Below are 24,750 nucleotides of genomic sequence, written 5' to 3'. Positions count from 1 at the left end.
TTTTTGTTTCAATTTGTAACTGAAATAGGTATTTGTGTTTTGTAATTATAAGTGTAATTGCATCTTTGCCTTATCAAAATAAATAAAACATTTAAAAATATATAGTTATGTGCGGAATAGTATGTGCCTTCGATTTAAAACAAAGAGCAGAAACCTTAAGACCACAAGTGTTGGAGATGTCTAAAATTATTCGCCATCGCGGACCAGACTGGAGTGGAGTTTTTAGCAACGAAAAAGCAATTTTATCTCACGAACGATTGGCAATTGTTGATCCAGCTTCTGGCAAACAACCTTTGTTAAGTGAAGATGGCAAATTAGTTTTAGCTGCCAATGGTGAAATTTATAACCACAGAGAATTGCGCAAACAATTTGAAGGGAAATACAACTTTCAGACCGAAAGTGACTGCGAAGTTATTTTGGCACTTTACAAAGAAAAAGGACCTCATTTTATAGATGAGATGAATGGTATCTTCGGATTTGCTATTTATGATGTTGATAAAGATGAATACTTTGTGGCGCGTGATCACATGGGAATTATACCATTGTATATTGGTTGGGACCAATACGGAACTTTTTATGTAGCTTCAGAGTTGAAGGCGTTAGAAGGCTATTGTACTAAAATAGAATTGTTTCCTCCGGGACATTATATGTCAAGCAAAGACGGAGAATTTGTACAATGGTACAAAAGAGAGTGGGTTGATTATGATGCCGTAAAAGATAACGAAACTAATATTTCAGATATTAAAGTAGCATTAGAGGCTGCTGTTCACAGACAGTTGATGAGCGATGTGCCTTATGGTGTGTTACTTTCAGGAGGTTTAGATTCTTCTATTACTTCGGCTGTAGCCAAAAAATATGCCCAAAAACGTATTGAGTCAGGTGATGTTGCTGATGCTTGGTATCCACAATTGCACTCTTTTTCTGTAGGATTAGATGGCTCGCCTGATTTAGCGGCAGCTCAAATAGTTGCTGATCATATTGGCACCATTCACCACGAAATAAAATTTACAATTCAAGAAGGTTTAGATGCCATTCGAGATGTAATTTACAACTTAGAAACTTACGATGTGACTACTGTTAGAGCGTCAACTCCGATGTGGTTAATGGCAAGAGTTATTAAATCAATGGGAATCAAAATGGTTCTTTCAGGCGAAGGAGCAGACGAATTGTTTGGTGGTTATCTTTATTTTCATAAAGCGCCAAATGCAAGGGAATTTCACGAAGAAAACGTACGTAAATTAGGAAAACTGCACATGTACGACTGTTTGCGTGCGAATAAAAGTTTAGCAGCTTGGGGAATAGAAGGGCGTGTTCCGTTTTTAGATAAAGAATTTATGGATGTAGCGATGCGTATCAATCCACAAGATAAAATGATCAACAAAGAACATCCTATGGAAAAATGGGTAGTTCGTAAAGCATTTGAAGATATGTTGCCACCAAGTGTGGCATGGAGACAAAAAGAGCAATTTAGTGACGGAGTTGGCTATAGTTGGATAGATACTTTAAAAGAAGTGGTAGCTAAGGAAGTGTCTGATGAGCAATTAGCCAATGCGAAATATAAATTTCCATTACAAACACCAACTTCTAAGGAAGAATATTACTATCGTTCTATTTTTGCTGAACATTTTCCAAGTGATGCTGCTGCCTTATGTGTGCCTCAGGAAGCAAGTGTTGCTTGTAGTACGAAAATCGCTTTAGAATGGGATGAAGCTTTCAAAAATATGAATGATCCTTCTGGGAGAGCGGTTGCCAGTGTGCATGATGATGCTTATGCAAAAGCATAATTTACTTTTGAAATATATAATTTAGAAAACGCTTTCCTTAATGGGAGCGTTTTTTTTATTAAAATAATTTCTTCAATATATATTAATAATTACATTTATATTTCTTTCGTTTTAGTAAATAATGTTTGTGATAAAAGTTTCAAGTTTAAATGATAAAAAGAATCTAGCATTGTTAATTTCATTTTTCACTTAAATTTATGATTTTAATTGTTAATTATAAGTAAAATAAGTATTTGTATTTGGTTATTGTAGTTGATAATGCATATTTGTGTAATAAAAATAAGTGGAGTTATTAATAAAGATTTAATTATGTGTGGAATTTTAGTAGTTATTGGGAAGGGAAAAGATGGGGAACTTGTTAAAGAACTTTCCAAACGAATGTCACATCGCGGGCCAGACGAAAGTGATATTTATATTACAGAAAACGGACACGTATTAAGTCACGAACGTTTGTCTATTATTGATTTGCAATCCGGAAAACAACCTATAAAAGGTTCTGGAAAAGCATATATGGTTCATAATGGCGAAATATACAATCATCAGCAATTAAGAGATGGTGTTTTAAAAGACCATGTTTTTAGAACTAAGTCAGATTCTGAAGTAATTGTTCATTTATATGAAAAATTTGGATATGATTTCTGCAACATGTTAGATGGTGATTGGGCATTTGTGGTAGTTGATGGTAATGATTTTATTGCCGGCAGAGATCCTTTGGGTGTCAAACCTTTGTATTATGGTTTAGATGAAAGAGGGCGAATTTATTTTTCTTCTGAAATGAAACCGATTGCAGATCACTGTAAAACATTTTCGACCTTTCCTCCAGGACATTATTATACACCAAAAACCGGTTTCGTAAAATATTACAAACCGGATTATGAAGATTATTTACAGGCTGATCAAGATTTAAATTTAAATCTTATTAGAGAAACTCTCATCGAAGCTACTCGAAAGCGTTTAATGAGTGATGTTCCGGTAGGAGTTTTGCTTTCAGGAGGATTAGACTCATCACTTACATCAGCAATTGCTTCGAGATTATTAGCGGAATCGGGAAAAAAATTACAATCTTTTTCAATAGGATTAGATGCTGAAGCGCCGGATGCAAAGGCAGCCAGAAAAGTAGCTGATTTTTTAGGTACAGAACATCATGAGGTTTATTTCTCTGTGCAAGAAGGAATAGAAATCTTGGATAAATTAATTTGGCATCTGGAAACCTATGACGTAACGTCTATTCGCGCTAGTGTTCCTATGTATTTTTTGTCAAAAGCGATTGCGGATTTAGGAATAAAAGTAGTGCTTTCTGGTGAAGGAGCCGATGAAATTTTTGGAGGATATTTGTATTTTAGAAATGCGCCAACAGCAATAGATTTTCAAAAAGAAACAATAGAAAGAGTTCAGAAATTATTTACTGCTGATCTTTTAAGAGCGGATAAAGCGACTATGGCTCACGGTATAGAAACAAGAGTGCCTTTTTTAGACAAAGCATTCTTGGATATGGCTATTCGTATCAAGGCAGAAGAAAAAATGCCTAAAACCTACGCTAATAAAGAAAAATATATTTTAAGAAAAGCATTTGATACTCCTGAAGATCCCTATTTGCCACAAGAGGTACTTTGGAGGCAAAAAGAACAGTTTTCGGATGGCGTAGGATACAATTGGATTGATGAGTTGATAACGTATTGTTCTTCGCAAGTTACAGATGAGCAATTATCGGGAGCAGCAGTTGAATTTCTATATAATGCACCAACCACCAAGGAAGCTTATTTGTATCGTTCTATTTTTAATAAACATTTTCCACAAACGAGTGCTGCTCAAACGGTGAGAAAATGGATTCCGAAATGGCAAGAAAACATAGATCCAAGTGGTAGAGCTAATGCAGCTCACGTAAAATCAGATCTTGCAACAGCTAAATAAATCAATCTGGTTTTGTATCTAGACTTGTGTTTAATTTAAAGATTTTTTTATTGCTTTTTTTATTTTAAATCTCAATCGATTATTAAGACCTAGGTTTGTTTATGCATCTGTCATAAAGAACAATGCTCCCGGCTACAGATACATTTAAGCTTTTTTGGGATTTAAATTTTACTAAAAAATGACATTTTTCAATCGCTTGTTTGGTGAGTCCATTATCTTCTGCGCCAAGCAAGTAAACACAGCGTCTTGGATGTTCAAAAGTTTCTAAATCTTCTGCGTTTTCGTCTAATTCAACGCCTACTAAACGGGCTCCTTTAGGAAGGTTTTTATAAAAGTCTTCAAAATTTTCATAATGAAAATAGGGCATAGATTTTACAGCATTATGAGTGTCACAAGCCTGCTTTGCATATCGATTTCCGATGGTAAAAATATAACTCGCGCCTAAGTTTTGCGCAGATCGCCATAGAACGCCTAAATTTTCTGGAGTTTTACCGTTTTGTATGCCTATTCCGAAATATTCAGTGGTGAAGTTATCATTCATGTAGCAAAAATACAAACAGTTATTTGTAATGTCAAAATTTTAATTTTATTAGAAAGCTTTAATTTCGGGTATTTAGTGAAAACAAATTGATAAAATGTTAATAACTTAAAGGCTTAATAAGGTATTTTAACGGTTATCTAGTTTGCGTTTTTATATATTTGCGTGTTAGACAAAAATTACATTTTTTTAGAAGGAAAAATATGAGCGAAGAAATTAAGAAGGACAGTTATTCAGCAGATAGTATTCAAGCATTAGAAGGAATGGAGCATGTTAGAATGCGTCCATCGATGTATATTGGAGATGTAGGTGTTCGAGGTCTGCACCATTTAGTTTATGAAGTAGTAGATAACTCTATCGATGAAGCAATGGGTGGTCATTGTGATACAATCATTGTTGATATAAATGAAGATGGATCTATTAGCGTAGAAGATAATGGTCGTGGTATCCCAGTTGGAATTCATAAAAAAGAAGGTGTATCAGCATTGGAGGTTGTAATGACTAAAATTGGTGCTGGTGGAAAATTTGATAAAGATTCATATAAAGTTTCTGGAGGACTTCACGGTGTTGGGGTTTCTGTAGTAAATGCTTTGTCAAAACACTTGCGCGCTACAGTTTATAGTGCTGACGGAAAAGTTTACGAGCAAGAATATGAAAAAGGAAAAGCATTATATCCAGTAAAACAAATTGGTGATGCCACGAAAAGAGGAACTGTTGTAACTTTTTATCCAGATCCAAGTATATTTACACAGACAATAGAGTATTCTTATGATACCTTATCTGCTCGTATGCGTGAATTATCTTTCCTGAACAAAGGGATTACAATTACTTTTACAGATAAAAGAGAAAAAGATAAAGACGGTAATTTTGTTTCAGAAGTTTTTCATTCTGACGAAGGTCTTAAAGAATATATTCGTTATTTAGATGGAAATCGTGAGCCAATAATTGCGCATGTTATTTCTATGGATCATGAAAAAGGAGAGATTCCTGTTGAGGTGGCACTGATTTACAACACCAGCTATACAGAGAATATTTTTTCTTATGTAAATAATATCAATACGCATGAAGGAGGAACGCACTTGCAAGGTTTTAGAACGGGTCTTACAAGATCTTTAAAGAAATATGCAGATGCCTCTGGAATGTTAGATAAGTTGAAGTTTGATATTTCAGGAGATGATTTCCGTGAAGGATTAACTGCAATTATTTCGGTAAAAGTTCAAGAGCCACAATTTGAGGGACAAACTAAAACAAAACTTGGAAATAGAGAAGTAGTTTCTCCGGTTTCACAAGCAGTTTCGGAAATGATTGAAAACTATTTGGAGGAAAATCCAAATGATGCTCGTATCATCGTTCAAAAAGTTATTCTTGCGGCTCAAGCAAGACACGCTGCTAAAAAAGCACGTGAAATGGTACAACGTAAAACCGTAATGGGTGGCGGTGGATTACCAGGAAAATTATCTGATTGTTCAGAACAAGATCCAGCAAAATGTGAAGTATATCTTGTCGAGGGAGATTCGGCAGGAGGAACAGCAAAGCAAGGTCGTGATCGTGCTTTTCAAGCTATTTTACCACTGCGTGGTAAGATTTTGAACGTCGAAAAAGCAATGCATCATAAGGTATTTGAAAACGAAGAGATTCGTAATATATTTACTGCACTTGGTGTGACTGTTGGTACTGAAGAAGATAGTAAAGCTTTGAATATTTCAAAATTACGTTACCACAAAGTAATTATTATGTGTGATGCCGATGTCGATGGAAGTCACATCTCTACTTTGATTTTGACATTCTTCTTTAGATTTATGAAAGAGTTAATAGAACAAGGACACATATATATTGCAGCACCTCCTTTGTACTTAGTTAAAAAAGGAAATAAAAAAGAATACGCTTGGAATGATGTTCAACGTGATCAAGCGAATGAAAGAATGGGCGGAAGCGCAGGAATTCAACGTTATAAAGGTCTTGGAGAAATGAATGCAGAGCAATTGTGGGAAACTACAATGGACCCTAATTTTAGAACATTGCGTCAAGTAACTATTGATAGTTTGGCAGAAGCAGATAGAGTTTTTTCAATGTTGATGGGAGATGAGGTACCGCCAAGAAGAGATTTTATTGAAAAAAATGCAGTTTACGCAAAAATCGACGCATAGCAAATGAGATAGACCTACTTTATTTTTGAATAAAGTAGGTTTTATATAATATTAACTAGAGTAACAAACAACCAAAAAACTTAAAAAATGAAAGTTACCATTGTAGGAGCAGGAAATGTAGGGGCGACATGTGCAGATGTGATTTCTTATAGAGGAATTGCTAGCGAAGTAGTATTGTTAGATATAAAAGAAGGTTTTGCTGAGGGTAAAGCGCTTGATATTATGCAGTGTGCTACAAATACAGGTTTTAACACCAAAGTAACTGGAGTTACAAATGATTATTCTATAACAGCAGGGAGTGATGTAGTGGTAATTACTTCTGGAATTCCTAGAAAACCAGGAATGACTCGTGAGGAATTAATAGGGATCAATGCAGGAATTGTAAAAACGGTAGCAGAAAATGTATTAAAGCATTCTCCAGATACTATTATTGTAGTTGTTTCTAATCCTATGGATACAATGACATACTTAGCGCTAAAATCTACAGGATTGCCAAAAAATAGAATTATAGGTATGGGTGGTGCTTTAGATAGTTCTCGTTTTAGAACTTATTTATCTTTGGCTTTAGACAAACCAGCAAATGATATTTCAGCAATGGTTATTGGTGGTCATGGTGATACAACTATGATTCCTTTAACACGTTTGGCTTCGTATAATGGAATTCCAGTTTCGCAATTTCTTTCTGAAGAACAATTACAAAAAGTGGCAGCCGATACAATGGTTGGTGGAGCAACTCTTACTGGTCTTTTAGGAACATCTGCTTGGTATGCTCCTGGAGCATCAGTTGCTTTTTTAGTAGATAGTATATTAAATGATCAAAAGAAAATGATCGCTTGTTCTGTTTTTGTAGAAGGAGAATATGGTCAAAATGATATTTGTATCGGAGTACCTTGTATTATTGGTAAAAATGGTGTAGAAGAAATTCTTTCTATTGAACTTAATGATGCTGAGAAAACTTTATTTGCTAAAAGTGCAGATGCTGTTAGACAAATGAATGACGCTTTAAAATCGATTTTGGTATAAAAATTACATAAAAGAAATAGAAGACTGCAACTTTGCAGTCTTTTTTCTTGAGATTAATTAATAAATAAATTGGTTAATCTTGTCGTTAATTATATATTTGCTCGGTTTAAAAAAAATGAAGCAACATTTTAGATAGTTTTTTAATTTAAGAAAGTGATCTAAGTTGTTGCTATATAGGGTTTAAAGCAAAAATAAATAAATAAAAAATAATTAATTTTTAGTAATAATGCAGAATAAAGGACTTATTAAATTTTTCGCAATTCTATTTGCATTGGTAAGTATTTACCAACTTTCTTTCACTTTTGTGGCAAGTAAAGTAAAAAACGATGCAAAATCTTTTGCTAATGGTGATTCTGAGAAAGAAGTTAAATATTTAGACTCTATTGGTAAGGAGAAAGTATTTAATCTTGGTTTTACCAATTTCACTTTCAATGAAGTTAGTGACAAACAAATCAATAAAGGTCTTGACTTAGAAGGAGGAATTAACGTTATTCTTCAAATATCAGTTAAAGATATTTTAAAAGGATTATCAAATAATTCTAAAAACCCAGTTTTCAATAAGTCTTTAGCTGATGCAACTGCAAATAAAAAAGGGAACCAAACCTATTTAGATGCATTCTTTGATGCTTTTGATGCCAATTCAAATGGAACTGTAAAACTAGCCTCTCCGGATATTTTTGCAAACAGAAGTTTACAAGGTGAAGGTGGAGTAGATTTTCAAATGACAGATGCACAAGTAAAGAAAATTATTTCTAGAAAAGTAGACGAGTCTGTAGAAAGCGCTTTTGGCGTTTTAAGAAAACGTATTGATAAATTTGGTGTTACACAACCTAATATTCAAAAATTAGGAAATTCAGGACAAATTTTAGTTGAATTGCCTGGAGCAAAAGATGTAGACAGAATTAAAAAATTATTACAAAGTACTGCTCAATTAGAGTTTTGGGAAACGTATAAAATAGAAGAAATTGGTAATTTTATAATGGCTGCTAATGAGTCATTGAAAAAAACTGAAATCAAAACTACTGAAGTAAAACCTGTTGTTAAGGATTCATTAAGCGCTTTATTAGCTGATGCAAAAGACACAGCAGTTGCTAAAAAAGGAAATAATCCTTTACTAGATAAAATTATCGCTCAAGGTGGTGGTCCAGTTTTAGGTCTTTTCTCACCAAAAGATACTGCTGTTATCAATGGTTACTTTAAAAGAGCTGATATTAGAATTTTATTAGCTGGAGATCAACGTTATGCTAAATTTGTTTGGGGTATAACATCTACGATTAAAGATGAAAAAGGAAAAGCAGTAGATGCTGTAGAATTATACGCTTTAAGAGGAAATAGAGATAATATTCCTGCAATGAGTGGTGGTGTTGTTACGGATGCTAAAGATACTTTTGATCAATTAGGTAAACCAGCTGTTTCTATGCAAATGGACGGTCAAGGTGCTAAATCTTGGGAAGAATTAACAGGAAGAGCTTATACTCAAAAAAGTAATATTGCTATTGTACTTGATGATGTAGTTTATTCTGCACCTGGAGTTTCTAGCGGACCTATATCAGGTGGAAGATCTGAAATCTCTGGAGCTTTTGATGTTACACAAACTAAAGATTTAGCGAATGTTTTAAGAGCAGGTAAATTACCAGCTGCTGCTGATATCGTTCAGTCAGAAGTGGTAGGACCATCCTTAGGACAAGAGGCAATTGATAATGGTACAAACTCAGCCATTTTAGGTTTATTTATTGTATCACTTTGGATGATGATTTATTATGGTAAAGCAGGTTGGTTTGCAAATATTGCATTAGCGGTTAACTTACTTTTCTTATTTGGTATTCTTGCAAGTATTGGAGCTGTATTAACTTTGCCTGGTATTGCTGGTATTGTATTGACAATGGGTACTGCAGTAGATGCGAATATTATTATCTATGAAAGAGCAAAAGAAGAATTAAGAGCTGGTAGAACACTCGAGGAAGCGATTAAGACATCTTACAGCTGGAGAGGTGCAATGTCATCTATTACTGATGCGAATGTTACACACATTTTAACTGGAGCTGTTTTATTTATTTTTGGTTCTGGACCAATTAAAGGTTTTGCTACTACATTATTAATTGGTATTATAACATCGTTATTTACTTCTATTTTTATTGCACGTATCTTTATTGATTGGAATATTAACAGAAAGAATGATTTGACATTTGTTACTAAATTCTCAAAAAATATTTTCACAAACTTCCATTTCAACTTCTTAGGAATGAAAAAATGGACGTACTTAATCTCAATCTGTATTGTTATCATCAGTTTTACTTCATTAGCAATTAATGGTCTTGATGAAGGAACAGACTTTGTAGGAGGAAGAACATTCCAAATCCGTTTTGAGAAACCAATTGAAACAGAAACGGTAAAAGCAGAACTAGAAAAAGTTTTTGATGGAAGTGCCGAAGTAAAAGTTTTTGGTAGTGATAATCAATTAAAAATTACAACAAAATACAAAGTTCAAGAGCCAGGTATTCAAGCTGACGAAGAGGTAAATAAATTGTTGTTTGAAAATCTAAAACAACATTATTCTGCTGGTTTAACTTATGATAAATTCGTTAACGCTTATGATGGTAAAAAAGTAGGTATTTTACAAGCTTCTAAAGTTGGTCCTACTGTTGCAGAAGATATCAAAACAAATGCTTATTGGGCTGTTCTTGGAGCAATGGCAATTGTATTTTTATACTTAATGATTAGTTATAGAAAATGGCAATATAGTTTAGGTGCTATTGCTGCTGTTGCGCATGATGTAATATTTGTACTTGGAATCTATTCGTTATGCTACAAATTTATGCCTTTTGGTATGGAGATTGACCAGCATTTTATTGCTGCGATTCTTACGGTAATTGGATATTCTATGAATGATACTGTTATTGTATTTGATAGGGTTCGTGAATATTTAGCTGGTAAAACTAAAGGTACATTTGCTGAAATAGTTAATCAATCTATTAATACAACAATGTCAAGAACAATCAATACATCGTTAACTATGATTGTTGTATTATTAATCATGTTTGTTTTTGGAGGAGAATCAATTAGAGGATTTATTTTCGCTATGTTGATCGGTATTATAGTAGGAACTTATTCTTCATTATTTATTGCAACGCCAATCCTTGTTGATACGATCTCGAAAGAAGATAAAGAAAAGGTTGAAATTACACATAAAGAAGCTTAATTAGTTTTTTATATAGATTTTAAAAAAGAGATTCAACGAAAGTTGAATCTCTTTTTTTTTGGCTTAAATAAATACAAATTATTCATTTTAATGTTTCTCTTAATGAAATAATAATGCTGATCTTAAATTGAATACTTTTCTTTTAAGAGGTATTTTTAGTTAAAAATCTATTAATGAAGAATTGTATGAATTTTCAAGAAGATGTGCGTTAAATAATGTTTACTGTTTTGCTACGCTACAATTGTGTCTAATTAATGCTGTTCAGTATCACGAAATTTCTTTCTTGACTAGATATTACTATCATTATTCTATTATTTAATTGTTGTTATTCACAATTAAGAACGTTAAGATTTATGTGAGTATAAGTAAACTAAATTGATGCTAAAGTTTAATGTTGATCACAAAGATTTCAATCATAAAAAAAGCGCTATCTGTTTCCAGATAACGCTTTTTTATATTGTGAATATATGTTTAATTAGTTACTTCCTTCTGTGCTGTAAAGATAAAATACAGTCCTACAAGTATAAAAGGTATACTTAACCATTGGCCAGTTGATAGTAAGCCCAAAGCACTCTCAAAACCGCCTTGACTTTCTTTTACGGATTCAACTATGACGCGAACGGTAAACAACAATACTAAAAACATTCCAAAAATATATCCTGTATATTTTCTTTTTTCTGTCTTCCAATACAAGAAAAATAATATGGCAAAAACGAAGATATAACAAAAACCTTCATAAAGTTGAGTTGGATGTTTTGCAGGAACTTGATCAAGCAAAGCAGAAAACTTAGGATCATTTGCTATTGCAGCATAAGCCGCAGTTGGATTGGGTATTTGCGTAGCATTGACTGCATCCATGGGACTAAAATGATCTCTAATGAACTTTATTCCAAAAGGTGATTTGGTAACGTGACCTATAATTTCTGAATTAAAAAAATTACCTAAACGCACAAAAATTGCTCCACTAGCAACTGCTAAAACAACTCGATCTAAAATCCATAATTGTGGTTTTTTTAGAACGTTTTTACTGTAAAAATACATTGCAATTATGATCGAAATAGCTGCGCCATGACTTGCTAGTCCTTGAAATCCAGTAAATTCCCAACCTTGAATGATATTAAATAAAGATTCATTTGGATTTTCTCTAATCGGTAAAAGAATTTCTACTAAATGATTGCGATAATATTCCCAGTCGTAAAAGAAAACGTGACCTAATCGAGCTCCTATTAAAGTTGCTAAAACGGTCCAGATAAATAACGAATCTAGTTTTTCTATCGATTCACCTTCACGTTCAAAGATGTTTTTCATGATGTACCAGCCTAATCCAAAAGCAATTACAAACATTAAACTGTAATAACGAATCATAAAAAAGCCTAAATCAATTCCTTCTGAAGGATTCCAAACGATATTCAAAGCATGTGTCATGTAAGGTTGTTTTTTTTAATCTGGTGTAAAAATAAAAAATAAAAGAAAAGTTCGTACCAATAAAAGGTTAATGTTCGTGCTTGCACTTCTTTTCTGGAACGGGATCGTAACCGGTTCTTCCCCATGGATTGCAACTTACAATCCTTTTTAAGCCTAGAAATCCACCATATAACAAACCATGTTTCTGTAACGCTTGTATCATATAACTGGAGCAAGTAGGTTCAAATCTACAAGAAGCCGGAGTAAAAGGAGAAATAGCTGTTTGGTAAAACCGAACTAACAATACAAAAGGAAAAATAAGAATTTTTGAAATCATATATCAGATAATTGCCTTTAGTATTTTAGATTTAATCTTATAAAAGAAGTTTTAAACACTAAAAGTAGTTCCTTCTTTACCATCTTTCAATTGAATTCCTAACGCTATCAATTGATCTCTAATTTGATCAGACAAAGCAAAATTCTTATTGTCTCTTGCTTGTTTTCTCATTTCGATTAGCATATTTACTGTTCCTTCTAATTTGTCGTTATTGCTATCGGAAACTTTTTCATCTTCCAGTCCTAATACATCAAATACAAACGCATTCATTGCTTTAGAAAATAGCTCTAAATCGGCTAGATTTAAACTTTCTTTGCCATCGTTTAATAAGTTGATATATTTGACACCTTCAAATAATTGTGCAATTAAGATTGGCGAGTTAAAATCGTCATTCATGGCATCATAACAAGACTGTTTCCATGCTGCAATATCAATAGTGCTTTTTGTATTTGCGTTTATTTCTTTTAGCAAACTAATTGCTTCCATCAAACGTTTGTATCCTTTTTCTGCAGCAACAATTGCATCGTCAGAGAAATCCAAAATGCTTCTATAATGAGCTTGCAACATAAAAAATCGTGCTACTGAAGCTGAAAAAGCTTTGCTTAAAATAGTATTATCTCCAGTCAATATTTCCCTTGGTAAAATATTGTTGCCAGTAGATTTAGCCATTTTTTTACCATTTAAGGTAAGCATATTGGCATGCATCCAATAATTTACCGGAGTTTGCCCAGTACAAGCTTCATTTTGAGCAATTTCACATTCATGATGAGGGAATTTCAAATCCATTCCGCCACCATGAATGTCAAAATGATTGCCTAAATATTTAGTGCTCATAGCAGTACATTCCAAATGCCAACCCGGAAAACCATCGCTCCAAGGTGAAGGCCAACGCATGATGTGTTGTGGTTCTGCTTTTTTCCAAAGCGCAAAATCCTGTGGATTTCTTTTGTCACTTTGACCATCAAGATCGCGCGTGTTTGCCAACATATCCTCAATATTACGACCACTTAAGCGTCCGTAATGATTGGTTTTATTGAATTTTACCACATCAAAATATACCGATCCGTTCGCTTCATATCCAATTCCATTATCAATAATTTTTTTGATAATTTCAATTTGTTCAATTATGTGTCCAGTTGCTGTTGGCTCAATACTTGGTGGTAAAAAGTTAAAAGCATTTAAGATATCATGAAAATCTACCGTATAACGCTGCACAACTTCCATGGGTTCTAGTTGCTCTAAACGTGCTTTTTTAGCAATTTTATCCTCACCTTCATCCACATCATCTACAATATGACCAACATCAGTAATGTTACGCACATAACGAGTTTTATAGTCCAAGTGTAATAAATACCTAAAGATCACATCAAAAGACATAAAAGTTCGTACGTTTCCTAGGTGAACATTGCTGTAAACGGTAGGTCCACAAACATACATTCCCACATTTCCTTCATGAATTGGTTTAAATACTTCTTTTTCTCCCGAAAGAGAATTGTATATTTTGAGTGTTTGCGTTTCGTATAAAGGCATTTAGTTTGTTTTTTAGGAGCTAATTCCTGCTTTGCGTTACAATCTTTTGATTTTTAAGAAAAAATAAAAAGGATTTCCACTACAATCAGGGCTAGGGTTTATTGTTTAATGACGAATAAAGTAATTTAGAACTTAGTCTCTAGTTTAATATAATCTAAAAACTCTCTGCGAGTCACGCTGTCTTTAAATTTTCCACCAAATTCGGATGTTACAGTACTACTTTCGATATCGCTTATTCCTCTTGAGTTTACGCAAAGGTGTTTGGCATCAATCACACAAGCAACATCTTCAGTTCCTAATGCTTGTTGTAATTCTTGAACAATTTGCATCGTCAAACGCTCTTGAACCTGAGGTCTTTTAGAGTAATATTCTACAATTCGGTTCATTTTTGATAAACCAATTACACTTCCATTAGAAATGTAAGCCACATGTGCTCTTCCTATTATAGGTAATAAATGGTGCTCGCAAGTAGAATATACAATGATATTTTTCTCTACAAGCATTTCGCCGTATTTGTAGTTGTTGTCAAAAGTAGATGCTTTTGGTTTTCTTTCCGGATTCAAACCTCCAAAAATTTCTTTTACAAACATCTTGGCAACACGATTGGGCGTGCCTTTTAAACTATCGTCTGTCAAGTCCATTCCTAGTGTAAGCAGAATACTCTCAACGTCTTTTTTTATTTTTTCAATTTTCTCATCATCTGAAATGGCAAAAGCATCATCTCTCACTGGGTTTTTTGCGGATAAACTAATGTGATTATCTCCTATTTCGTCTTGAAATTCTTCTTTATTTATCATTAAAAGGAACTATTATATTGGGTAAATTTATTTAAAGCGTAAAGGTAAATAATAAAAATTAAAGAATTTCTATAGGTTGAATTATTTAATGGCAAACCCATTTTTGTTTTATTAAAATGCAGAATGAAATAAACAACAAATCAATCAAAAATATCCTTCTACAAGTTTTATTTTTGAATTAAAAACAAAGGCAATAACCTTGCGATTATTGCCTTTGTAATAATTTATTCTCCTTTCTAATTAGTAGGAATTGAGAATTTTTAATCTATTATGCTTTAGTTTGTAATGCATTATAAACAGGAATCGCTGCTTTTAATATTCTTACGGCACTAATTAAATCGTCTTTCTTTAAAACATAAGCAATTCGAACTTGATTTAATCCCATTCCAGAAGTAGAGTAAAAGCCAGCAGCTGGAGCAACCATTACAGTCTCGCCATTCAAATCATAGCTTTCTAAAAGCCATTGTGCAAAAGCATCTGCATTGTCAATTGGTAATTGTGCAATGCAATAAAAAGCTCCTTTTGGTTTGCTTACAATAACACCTTCGATTTTATTTAGTTCTTCCACTAAAGTATCTCTTCGTTCTCTGTATTCTGAAATTACTTCATCAAAATAAGCTTGTGGCGTTTCTAAAGCTGCTTCACTTGCAATTTGTTCAATTGTAGGTGGACTTAATCTTGCTTGTGCAAATTTCATTGCCGTAGCCATTAATTCCTTATTTTTAGAAACAATACATCCTATTCTAGCGCCACACATACTGTATCTTTTTGATACAGAATCAATCATAATTGCATGTTCTTCAAGTCCTGGAACATTCATCACTGAATAATGAATATCACCATCGTAAGTAAACTCACGATAAACTTCGTCAGAAATTAAAAATAAATCATGCTTTTTGACTAATGCTGCCAATTGCATAATTTCTTCTTTAGAATATAAATATCCAGTTGGATTTCCAGGATTACAAATAAGAATAGCTTTAGTTTTAGGTGTAATCAGTTTTTCAAAATCTGCAACTGCTGGTAATGCAAATCCAGTATCAATTGTTGAGATTACAGGGATTACATTAATTCCTGACGCAGTAGAAAAACCATTATAATTAGCATAAAATGGTTCAGGAATAATAATTTCATCCCCTTGATCCATTGTGCTTCCCATTGCAAACATTAATGCTTCTGATCCACCTGTTGTAACAATAATATCTTCTGTATTTACAGGAATACCTTGATTGGTGTAATAAGCAGCTAATTTCTTTCTGTAACTTTCATTACCAGCAGAATGACTGTATTCAAGAATCGTTAAATCTATGTTCTTGACAGCTGCCATGGCAACTTCAGGAGTTTTGATATCCGGTTGTCCAATGTTTAGATGATATACTTTATTCCCTTTTTTCTTAGCTATTTCTGAATACGGAACTAATTTACGTATTGGCGATTCTGGCATTAATTTGCCTTTGTTAGATATTTTTGGCATAGTCTTGATTATTGAATTGCAAATTTGCGATTTTTTTTCGGAATTTATTGCAAATAAAAAGTGTATATATTGTTAAATCTACATTTTTGAATCAATTAATTTCCTATTTTTATCTAAATGAATCACAATGCTTAAAGTGCTTTTTTTAGTTCTAATTTCTTTATTAATTGTTCCGATCTACGGGCAACAAGGTTTTTTGTTTGAAGAAGGAGTTAATAGAGTAAAAATACCTTTTAAAATAATAAATAATTTAATTTTTGTGCCTATCAAAGTAAATGGGACTGAACTCAATTTTTTGCTAGACACGGGAGTTTCTGAAACTATACTTTTTAGTTTAGAAGAAAAAAAAGATTTTCGGTTTATAAACGTAGAGAAAGTGATTTTGCGTGGACTTGGAAATCAAACGGCTGTTGAAGGATTAAAATCGCAAAACAATGTTTTAGAATGTGGTGGCTTAAAAATGAGTAGTCATTTGCTATATATAGTTTTAGATCCTGAGTTCAATTTATCTTCTCACATAGGGATTCCGGTAAACGGTATAATTGGAAATCCTTTTTTTAGGAATAATTTAGTCGAAATCAATTATCGAAAAAAACACATAATTGTTTACAGGGACATTCAGAAAAATCAAAATAAGATTCAGAAAAAGTTTAGCACAATTCCAATTACCATAGAGAAATCAAAACCATACTTAAAAAGTAAAATCACGTTGAATGCTCAAGAGAGTGAAGTCAAATTATTAATTGATATTGGTAATAGTGATGCCGTGTGGTTGTTTGAAGATTCTTCAAAAAATATTGCTATTCCTCAGAAAAATTTTGACGATTTCTTAGGGAAAGGATTTAGTGGTGATATTGAAGGTAAGCGAGGTAAAATTGAAAAATTTAATTTGGCAGAGTTTGAATTTAAAAACCTTATTGCTGCTTTTCCTGATTCTATTTCAATCAAAAACGTTACCATGGTTACAGATAGAATGGGTTCTGTAGGCGGTGAAGTGATGAAGAGATTTAATGTCGTTTTTGATTATAAAAATCAAAAGCTATTTTTAAAAAAGAATGGCAATTTTTCTAGCACTTTCAGTTATAATAAAAGTGGAATTGAAGTGCAACACAACGGATTGCAATGGGTTCAAGAAACAGTACCAATGGAAACCATTCCAATTGCATCAAAGTTTAATGAATCTGAGGTTTATACAACAAAATCTGATTTCAAATATAAATTTCAATTGAAACCTGTTTATGAAATTGCACATGTTCGTAAGAATTCTTCGGCGGCAAAAGCAGGACTTCTAAAAGGAGATGTAATTATTAAGATTAATCACGACACAGTTTATAAACTGACCTTAGAACATATAAATGCCATTTTTAGATCGGAAACCGATAAATGGATCAATTTAGAAATTGAAAGAGAAGATAAAATATTGATATTCAGATTCCAATTAGAAGATGTTTTATAAAAAAAAATGCTTCTGAAAATTTTCAGAAGCATTTTTGGTTGGATCAATTTTAAAAATTAATTAGAAATTACTTCTCCTTTTATTTTTATAGCGACTCTTCCGTCATCATAATTTACGGCATTAGATTCAACAGTTATTGTTTTTCTAATAGGACCGGGAGCCATATTGTATTTTACTGTAATTTTTCCTGTTTTACCGGGCATTATTGGCTCATCTGGTTTTGTTGGAACCGTACATCCACAAGTAGAAAGTACATTGGTGATAATTAATGGAGCGTTGCCTGTGTTTGTAAAAATGAAATCACGTGTGCCATTTTCGGACTTGGTAACTCGGCCATAATCAATTGTGTTGTCTGGCGCAGAGAATACGATTTTAGGTCCATTTTGAGCAAAACCAATACTACTTATTAATGCTAATGCGAATAAAATTATTGTTTTTTTCATTTTTATTTGTTTTGAATCATTTAGTAAAAATAGTTTCTTTTAATTAATGCACAAATTTTTATTTATCTTTTTATAGTGTACATAATTATTTACTTTTGTTCCCTATCTAAATTACAAATATCAGACCAAAGTATAATTTTGGTTTTAACAGTTGCTTTATATGACTATCCCTGCACAATTTGACGCTAAAAATATAGAAAATAAATGGTATGACTATTGGATGAAAAACAATTATTTTCATTCGGAGCCAGATCATAGAACACCTTATACCATTGTAATTCCTCCACCAAACGTAACTGGAGTCTTGCACATGGGTCACATGTTGAACAATACCATTCAAGATGTATTGATTAGAAGAGCACGTCTAAAAGGATTCAACGCTTGTTGGGTTCCTGGAACGGATCACGCATCAATTGCTACTGAGGCAAAAGTGGTAGCCAAATTAAAAGCAGAAGGAATCAATAAAAATGATTTAACTCGCGAAGAGTTTTTGGCGCACGCCTGGGAATGGACCGATAAATACGGTGGTGTTATCCTAGATCAACTTAAAAAGCTAGGTGCTTCATGCGATTGGGAGAGAACCAAGTTTACAATGGATCCAGATATGTCAGCATCTGTTATAAAATCTTTTGTGGATTTATACAACAAAGGATTAATTTATCGCGGCTACAGAATGGTAAACTGGGATCCAGAAGCGAAAACGACTTTGTCTGACGAAGAAGTTATTTATGAAGAACAACAAGGGAAATTGTATTTCCTAAAATATAAAATTGAAGGAACCGAAGACTTTTTGACAATTGCTACAACGCGTCCAGAAACCATTTTTGGAGATACTGCGATTTGTATCAATCCTAATGACGAGCGGTTTGCTCATTTGAAAGGAAAAAAAGCAATCGTTCCGATTTGCGGAAGAATTATTCCTATTATCGAAGACGAGTATGTAGATATCGAATTTGGAACAGGTTGCCTAAAAGTAACGCCTGCTCACGATATGAATGACAAGACTTTGGGTGAAAAACACAATTTGGAAATAGTAGACATCTTTAATGAAGATGCTACACTAAATAGTTTTGGTTTGCATTACCAAGGAAAAGACCGTTTTGTAGTTCGTGAAGAAGTTGCAAAAGAATTGGAAACAATTGGTGCTTTGGCAAAAACGGAAATTCACTTGAATAAAGTAGGAACTTCTGAAAGAACAAAAGCGGTGATCGAACCTCGTTTGTCAGACCAATGGTTCTTGAAAATGGAGGATTTAGTTAAACCAGCGATACAATCTGTTTTGGTAGATGGCGATATTAAATTACATCCAGCACGTTTTAATAATACCTATGCGCATTGGTTGAATAATATTCGCGATTGGAATATTTCTCGCCAATTGTGGTGGGGACAACAAATTCCTGCTTATTTCTACGGCGACGGAAAAGAAGATTTTGTAGTGGCTGAATCTGTTGAAGAAGCTTTGGCATTAGCCAAAGAAAAAACGGCTAACCATGAACTTCAAATTTCTGATCTTACACAAGACGTAGATGCTTTAGACACTTGGTTCTCTTCTTGGTTATGGCCAATGTCTGTTTTTGGAGGAATTATGGATCCAGAAAGCGAGGATTTTAAATATTATTATCCTACGAATGATTTAGTAACTGGTCCAGATATTTTGTTTTTCTGGGTGGCTCGTATGATTATTGCAGGGTATGAATATACCGATAAAAAACCGTTTACAAATGTATATTTGACAGGTTTAGTTCGGGACAAACAAAGGCGTAAAATGTCTAAATCATTGGGGAATTCACCAGATCCATTAGATTTAATTGAGAAATTTGGTGCCGATGGCGTTCGTGTAGGGTTGCTTTTGAGCGCTTCTGCTGGAAACGATATTATGTTTGATGAAGAGTTGTGTAAACAAGGAAAAGCGTTTACCAATAAAATTTGGAATGCATTCAAATTAATTAAAGGTTGGGAAGTTTCAGATGTTATTGCGCAACCGGAATCTTCTAAAGTAACAATAGAATGGTATGAAGCCAAATTGCAGCAAACACTTTTAGAAATTGAAGATAATTTTGAGAAATATAGAATTTCTGATGCTTTAATGGCAATTTATAAATTGGTTTGGGATGATTTCTGTTCTTGGTTCCTAGAAATGATAAAACCAGCTTACCAGCAACCAATTGACAGCGTAACTTTTGCGAAAGCGATTGAAATGTTGGAAAACAACTTGAAGTTATTGCATCCATTTATGCCTTTCTTGACAGAAGAAATTTGGCAAATTTTAGCTGAAAGAACGACTGAGGAAGCTTTAATTGTTTCTACTTGGCCAGAAATGAAACCATTTAACGCCAATCTAATTACAGATTTCGAAAATACAATTGAAGTAATTTCAGGTATTAGAACAATCCGTAAAGACAAGAATATTCCTTTCAAAGATGCAATTGAATTGAAAGCGATTAATAATGATAAAACTTCGACTTATTTTGATTCGGTTGTAACCAAATTAGGCAATATTACTACATTAGAATATGTCTCAGACAAAGTGGATGGCGCTTTATCTTTCCGAGTAAAATCAAATGAATATTTTATTCCAATTACCGGAAGTATAGATGTAGAGGCTGAAATAGCAAAACTAACTGCAGAGTTGGTTTACACGCAAGGTTTCTTGAAATCAGTTCAAAATAAACTGGCAAATGAGAAATTTGTAGCTGGTGCACCAGAAAAAGTTTTGGCAAACGAAAGACAAAAAGAAGCAGATGCACTTGCTAAAATTGAAACGATCGAGCAAAGTTTAGCTGGATTGAAATAGATTTTGGACATTTTAGATATTAAAAAATCCCAATTCTGATTATTCAGAATTGGGATTTTTTATTTTTATTTGAAAGGTATAGTAAAAAATTACTTTTTCTTTAAAAAGTAGATAACCTGACTGTAATAATCTTCACCATAAAATTTCATGAAATCTCCATTAGATTTGAGAATAAAGAAAGCAGCACAATTTTCGTGAAGCGTAAATACTTTATTATAGAAAAATCCTGAGTCTAAAATAAAATTTACTTTCTCTTTATCAAAGTTATCTTCCGTATAAACGAAGAAATCAATAGTATTGTTTTGGGCACTGATTGATTGGGAAATTTTTATTTTATTGTCAATTTGAATTGATTTTTTTCTTTTATTTATTTCTGGTGAAATACAATTTTCTGCTTTCTGACTGTAATTTATTAATATGTTTTTATCTTGGGGCAAAGTAGTGTTTAATTCCTTTTCAAATAAAGCTCTAATTTCTTTGTATTGGGTGGCGTCTAATGTTCCTGTGAAAGATTTTACGCTTTCTTTATATTTCTCATTGAATTGGTTGTTCGTCCTAAGTTTGCTATTTTTTTTAGAAATACAAGAAGTAGATAATAATAACACAAAAAGGCAAAGTAAATTTTTTAGAGAGAGCTTCATATTTCAATGTAGATAATTGTTTTCTATTTGTAATTTGGCAAATTATTTTAGCAGTACTTGTTTCTACTAAGATAATAAAAATAAGAATAGTAAGGGAAATAAAACTCCAGCTAAAGCTAGTTTCCAACCCCGTTCTTTAAAGCTGAATTTTCCGCCTTTAACCATTATGGTTCCAGTTAATGCTATAGCGATTAAACTCAACGCAAAAATATCAGAATAATATATCCAAAAATTAGAAGTGCTCTTATGCAATTTCATCGCTTGACTAATAATTGGTGTTTTTATAAAAGTTACCATTTCCCCTTTTCCTGTTTTTAGGTCAATTTCGAGATCATGATTTTCAAACGAAATTTTCAAACTCCCTTTTTTAATGCTGTGTTTTCGGAGTTTATCATCGATTCCTAATTTTACACCCAACGCTTCAGCAAATTTTTCATTGATTTGGTTCTCCTCTGGAAGTTGCACCTGAATCATTTTAGTTTCCGTTGTATATTTTTCAGGATGCCAAGAATCTCTATGATTCATCATCAATCCAGAAAAGGCAAAGGAAATTATAAGACCAATATAAAAATAGCCTAAATCTCTATGTAAATTACGAAAGTTTTTCTTTTTCATTTTATGTGTTCGATTTCTATTTGCGAAAATAACTTATTCTGATATAAAAAATAAAAACTTTTTTCTGCAAGATCAATTTGTGACCTTACAGAAAAAAGTTTTTTATAATTCTATTTTAAGTTTTCTTAAAATTTATATTTTAATGAAGTCATTACTTGACGAGGAGCAATTGGATTTACACTGTAGTTTTCATGCACCGTATAATTTAACTCATCTGTAATATTAGATAATTTGCATAGGATTGAAAATTTCCCCCATTGGTAACCAGCAGAAATATCGATTGTGGTGTAACCATCTAAAGGAATTTCTCTATCAAATATACCATTTGGTTCGCTTGATTTATATTGGTTGTTCCATCCGCCAACACGTTTTCCGATATAATTTGCAGAAGAACCAATTGATAATCCTTTTAATATTCCGGAAGGCAATGTGTAAAAGAAACTTAAATTAGCTGTATTTGCAGGTGTTCTTGTCAAACGATCACCTTCAATAGCACTTCCTTGAAGACCTGAAGTTTTAGTATAACGCATGTCATTGTAGCTGTATCCTGCCATAATGCTTAAACCTTCTGTAGGTCTTGCTGTAATATCTAGTTCAACTCCTTTACTTTTTGTTGCACCACTTAATACTTTTATAGAGGAATCAGTATTGCTTGATCCGTCTGCTTTAAACTCAGCAGTTTGTGCTAAATTACTGTTTTCAATTTGGTATAAAGTAACATTAGTACTCAAGAAACCTCTCCAGAAATCTTTCTTAATTCCCAATTCATATTGGTCAATTATAGATGGTTTAATTACTTTTAGATCTACTGTTGTTCCTGAGTTTGGTGTAAACGAGTTGGAATAACTAGCAAACAACGACATGTCTTTAGTAGGTTGGTATACTAGACCAATTTTTGGAGTAAAGGCTTGATCAATACGTTTTGCATCTTCCTTTATTACTATAGGAGTTTGAGTTAAATCTTGACTAGTTGCTTGCGCTTCTTGCCATGACCAACGAATTCCTGCAAGTACTTTAAATTTTTCAGTAAGAGAAATTAAATCTTGTGCATAAATTCCGAAACGGTTGGTATCTGTTTTTACAATTTTAGTATTTGTCCCTTCTGGCATTGCTCCGCCTTGATTGAAATTATCAAGGTCAAATATATTTCCACTACCATAAGTATTTGGTGTAAAAGTGTATGTATATCCTTGAGAAAAAGAATTTTCAAAATCAATTCCAGTAAACAATTGATGCTTTACGCTACCGGTTTGAAAATTACCTTGTACGCTAAATTGTTCTCCAATAATTTGTTCTGAATTTTTATTTTGACCTAATGGACGACTCCAGTCACCGTTTGCTGCTGGTTGAACACGTTCTGTTCCTTTTGATGTTCTTTCAAAGTTTTGAAATGAACTATTAAAATTCAGTTTCCAATTTTCATTTAACTCATGTTTTACTAATCCAGAAACACTCGCTTGTCTAGTTTGCCCATTAGACCAATCAGCACCTAAGTAAGTATTTCTTGGAATATCAACAATAGTTTTTCCAATAATACCTGTTCCAAAATCGGGAGTCCAATTGTCATGTAAATAATCTCCTTGTAATACAATTTCTGTTTTATCACTCGCTTTAAAAAGTACAGATGGATTTATATAGTAACGTTCTTTTTTCACCACGTCTCTAAAACTTTCAGAGTTCTCGTAAGAACCTGTAAAACGGTATGCAATATGTTTGTCTAAAGGACCATAAATATCAATCGATGGCTTATAGAAAGAATTACTTCCCATTTGCATGCTAATTTCACCACCACTTTTAAATGAAGGTTTTTTGGTAACCATATTTACGATACCACCTGGAGCAACGTTACCAAATAATAAGGCAGCACTTCCTTTAAGTACTTCCACTCTTTCAAGCGAAGAAACTTCCGGCATCGAACCGCTATTCAAACGGAATCCATTTTTAAACATATTGTTCGAAGACATATCATATCCTCTAGACCAGAAGGTTTCTGATGCGCCTCCACGTGCTGAACCAACATATACACCATTTATATTTTTGATTACATCGCTCAATCGTACAGACTGTTGCTGTTCAATAACATGATGTCCTATAATTTGAAGACTCTGTGGCAAATCAATTGGTTTAATGTTCAGACCAGATAAAACAGTTTCTTTTTTCTTATTTGGGGTTTGTTTAATTCTAATTACCAATTCTTTTAAAGCGGTAATTTCTTCGATTAATTTAAACTCCACAAAATTAGTTTGATTTGGTAAAACTTTAATCTCTTTAGATTGTCTCTTCATTCCGATTCCATCTAATGTAATAGTATGGCTTCCTATTGGGAAATTTTTGAAACTAAACTCACCATTATCATTAGTTTCAGTAGTTTTTGCTTCTTTGCCTAATTTAATAGCAATTCCCTTTAGCGGAAATCCATCGGCAGAAAGTATTCTTCCTTCGATAATTCCGGTTTCTTGTGCTTGTATGTAAAATGATGTAAATAATAAGATGAAAAGGACTTTAATTTGATTGCTCATGATTCTTTATTTGGAATAATTAAAAATAACGATGCAAATATAAAACCTCATTTTGAATCCACAAAGCTTATTTAGATTAAATATCAATAATAAATCTTGGTAATTGTTAATTATATGATTATCAGAGTTTTGTTTTAA

At 32.9% G+C, this 24,750-nt stretch carries 17 protein-coding genes; 7 read left to right on the top strand and 10 right to left on the bottom strand.

The window, feature by feature from the left end; translation table 11 throughout:
• The first annotated feature begins 107 nt into the window (after window positions 1-107).
• Together asnB (MW871_RS05645) and asnB (MW871_RS05640) are read left to right on the top strand one after the other, a co-directional pair.
• Window positions 108-1,784: an asparagine synthase B gene (asnB, locus tag MW871_RS05645; protein ID WP_248427888.1), complete on the top strand. Its 1,677-nt coding sequence runs from the start codon at window positions 108-110 to the stop codon at window positions 1,782-1,784.
• A gap of 309 nt (window positions 1,785-2,093) precedes the next feature.
• A complete protein-coding gene (gene asnB, locus MW871_RS05640) occupies window positions 2,094-3,695 on the top strand; it encodes an asparagine synthase B (RefSeq protein ID WP_248427886.1) in 1,602 nt (533 codons plus the stop codon).
• 82 nt (window positions 3,696-3,777) lie between these two features.
• Here asnB (MW871_RS05640) and MW871_RS05635 read toward each other — a convergent pair whose 3' ends face one another.
• Entirely contained in the window at window positions 3,778-4,236 is a 459-nt protein-coding gene (locus MW871_RS05635; RefSeq protein WP_248427884.1) for an RNA methyltransferase, read from the bottom strand.
• A gap of 200 nt (window positions 4,237-4,436) precedes the next feature.
• Between MW871_RS05635 and gyrB the strand changes: the two genes are divergently transcribed.
• From gyrB to secDF, 3 genes are all read left to right on the top strand, one after another.
• Entirely contained in the window at window positions 4,437-6,380 is a 1,944-nt protein-coding gene (gene gyrB, locus MW871_RS05630) for a DNA topoisomerase (ATP-hydrolyzing) subunit B (RefSeq protein WP_248427882.1), read from the top strand.
• 87 nt (window positions 6,381-6,467) lie between these two features.
• Window positions 6,468-7,403, top strand: coding sequence for a malate dehydrogenase (mdh, locus tag MW871_RS05625; protein WP_248427880.1), 936 nt, complete (start codon window positions 6,468-6,470; stop codon window positions 7,401-7,403).
• 226 nt (window positions 7,404-7,629) lie between these two features.
• Window positions 7,630-10,602: a protein translocase subunit SecDF gene (gene secDF, locus MW871_RS05620; RefSeq protein ID WP_188050142.1), complete on the top strand. Its 2,973-nt coding sequence runs from the start codon at window positions 7,630-7,632 to the stop codon at window positions 10,600-10,602.
• 471 nt (window positions 10,603-11,073) lie between these two features.
• Here the strand turns inward: secDF and lgt are convergent, their stop codons facing one another.
• The 5 genes from lgt to MW871_RS05595 all read right to left on the bottom strand — a co-directional run bounded on the left by lgt (window position 11,074) and on the right by MW871_RS05595 (window position 16,144).
• Window positions 11,074-12,027 carry a prolipoprotein diacylglyceryl transferase gene (gene lgt / locus MW871_RS05615; RefSeq protein ID WP_210645637.1) on the bottom strand — a complete coding sequence of 318 codons (954 nt, stop codon included), beginning with the start codon at window positions 12,025-12,027 and terminating at the stop codon, window positions 11,074-11,076.
• Between the two features lie 67 nt (window positions 12,028-12,094).
• A complete protein-coding gene (yidD, locus tag MW871_RS05610) occupies window positions 12,095-12,343 on the bottom strand; it encodes a membrane protein insertion efficiency factor YidD (RefSeq protein ID WP_188050144.1) in 249 nt (82 codons plus the stop codon).
• 51 nt (window positions 12,344-12,394) lie between these two features.
• Window positions 12,395-13,873, bottom strand: a complete 1,479-nt coding sequence (cysS, locus tag MW871_RS05605) for a cysteine--tRNA ligase (RefSeq protein ID WP_248427878.1) — start codon at window positions 13,871-13,873, stop codon at window positions 12,395-12,397.
• Window positions 13,874-13,998: 125 nt separating this feature from the next.
• Complete coding sequence (gene folE / locus MW871_RS05600; RefSeq protein WP_188050146.1) at window positions 13,999-14,670, bottom strand: GTP cyclohydrolase I FolE; 672 nt, start codon at window positions 14,668-14,670, stop codon at window positions 13,999-14,001.
• A gap of 268 nt (window positions 14,671-14,938) precedes the next feature.
• A complete protein-coding gene (locus tag MW871_RS05595; RefSeq protein WP_248427876.1) occupies window positions 14,939-16,144 on the bottom strand; it encodes a pyridoxal phosphate-dependent aminotransferase in 1,206 nt (401 codons plus the stop codon).
• A gap of 127 nt (window positions 16,145-16,271) precedes the next feature.
• Between MW871_RS05595 and MW871_RS05590 the strand changes: the two genes are divergently transcribed.
• Window positions 16,272-17,600 carry an aspartyl protease family protein gene (locus MW871_RS05590; protein WP_248427874.1) on the top strand — a complete coding sequence of 443 codons (1,329 nt, stop codon included), beginning with the start codon at window positions 16,272-16,274 and terminating at the stop codon, window positions 17,598-17,600.
• A 56-nt stretch (window positions 17,601-17,656) separates the two neighbouring features.
• Here the strand turns inward: MW871_RS05590 and MW871_RS05585 are convergent, their stop codons facing one another.
• Complete coding sequence (locus tag MW871_RS05585; protein WP_248427872.1) at window positions 17,657-18,043, bottom strand: DUF1573 domain-containing protein; 387 nt, start codon at window positions 18,041-18,043, stop codon at window positions 17,657-17,659.
• 160 nt (window positions 18,044-18,203) lie between these two features.
• Here MW871_RS05585 and MW871_RS05580 point away from each other — a divergent pair, with 160 nt between their 5' ends.
• Window positions 18,204-20,837 (top strand): valine--tRNA ligase, encoded by a 2,634-nt coding sequence (locus tag MW871_RS05580; protein WP_248427870.1) that lies wholly within the window; start codon window positions 18,204-18,206, stop codon window positions 20,835-20,837.
• An 89-nt stretch (window positions 20,838-20,926) separates the two neighbouring features.
• Here MW871_RS05580 and MW871_RS05575 read toward each other — a convergent pair whose 3' ends face one another.
• The 3 genes from MW871_RS05575 to MW871_RS05565 all read right to left on the bottom strand — a co-directional run bounded on the left by MW871_RS05575 (window position 20,927) and on the right by MW871_RS05565 (window position 24,612).
• Window positions 20,927-21,478 carry a hypothetical protein gene (locus MW871_RS05575; protein WP_248427868.1) on the bottom strand — a complete coding sequence of 184 codons (552 nt, stop codon included), beginning with the start codon at window positions 21,476-21,478 and terminating at the stop codon, window positions 20,927-20,929.
• Window positions 21,479-21,544: 66 nt separating this feature from the next.
• A complete protein-coding gene (locus MW871_RS05570) occupies window positions 21,545-22,093 on the bottom strand; it encodes a PepSY-associated TM helix domain-containing protein (RefSeq protein WP_248427867.1) in 549 nt (182 codons plus the stop codon).
• A 125-nt stretch (window positions 22,094-22,218) separates the two neighbouring features.
• Window positions 22,219-24,612: a TonB-dependent siderophore receptor gene (locus tag MW871_RS05565; RefSeq protein ID WP_248427865.1), complete on the bottom strand. Its 2,394-nt coding sequence runs from the start codon at window positions 24,610-24,612 to the stop codon at window positions 22,219-22,221.
• Window positions 24,613-24,750 lie beyond the last annotated feature (138 nt).

Source organism: Flavobacterium pygoscelis (assembly GCF_023162025.1).
Classification (GTDB): Bacteria; Bacteroidota; Bacteroidia; order Flavobacteriales; family Flavobacteriaceae; genus Flavobacterium; species Flavobacterium pygoscelis.
Note: the sequence above shows the minus strand (reverse complement) of the source record. Positions and strands in the feature narration are given on the sequence as shown.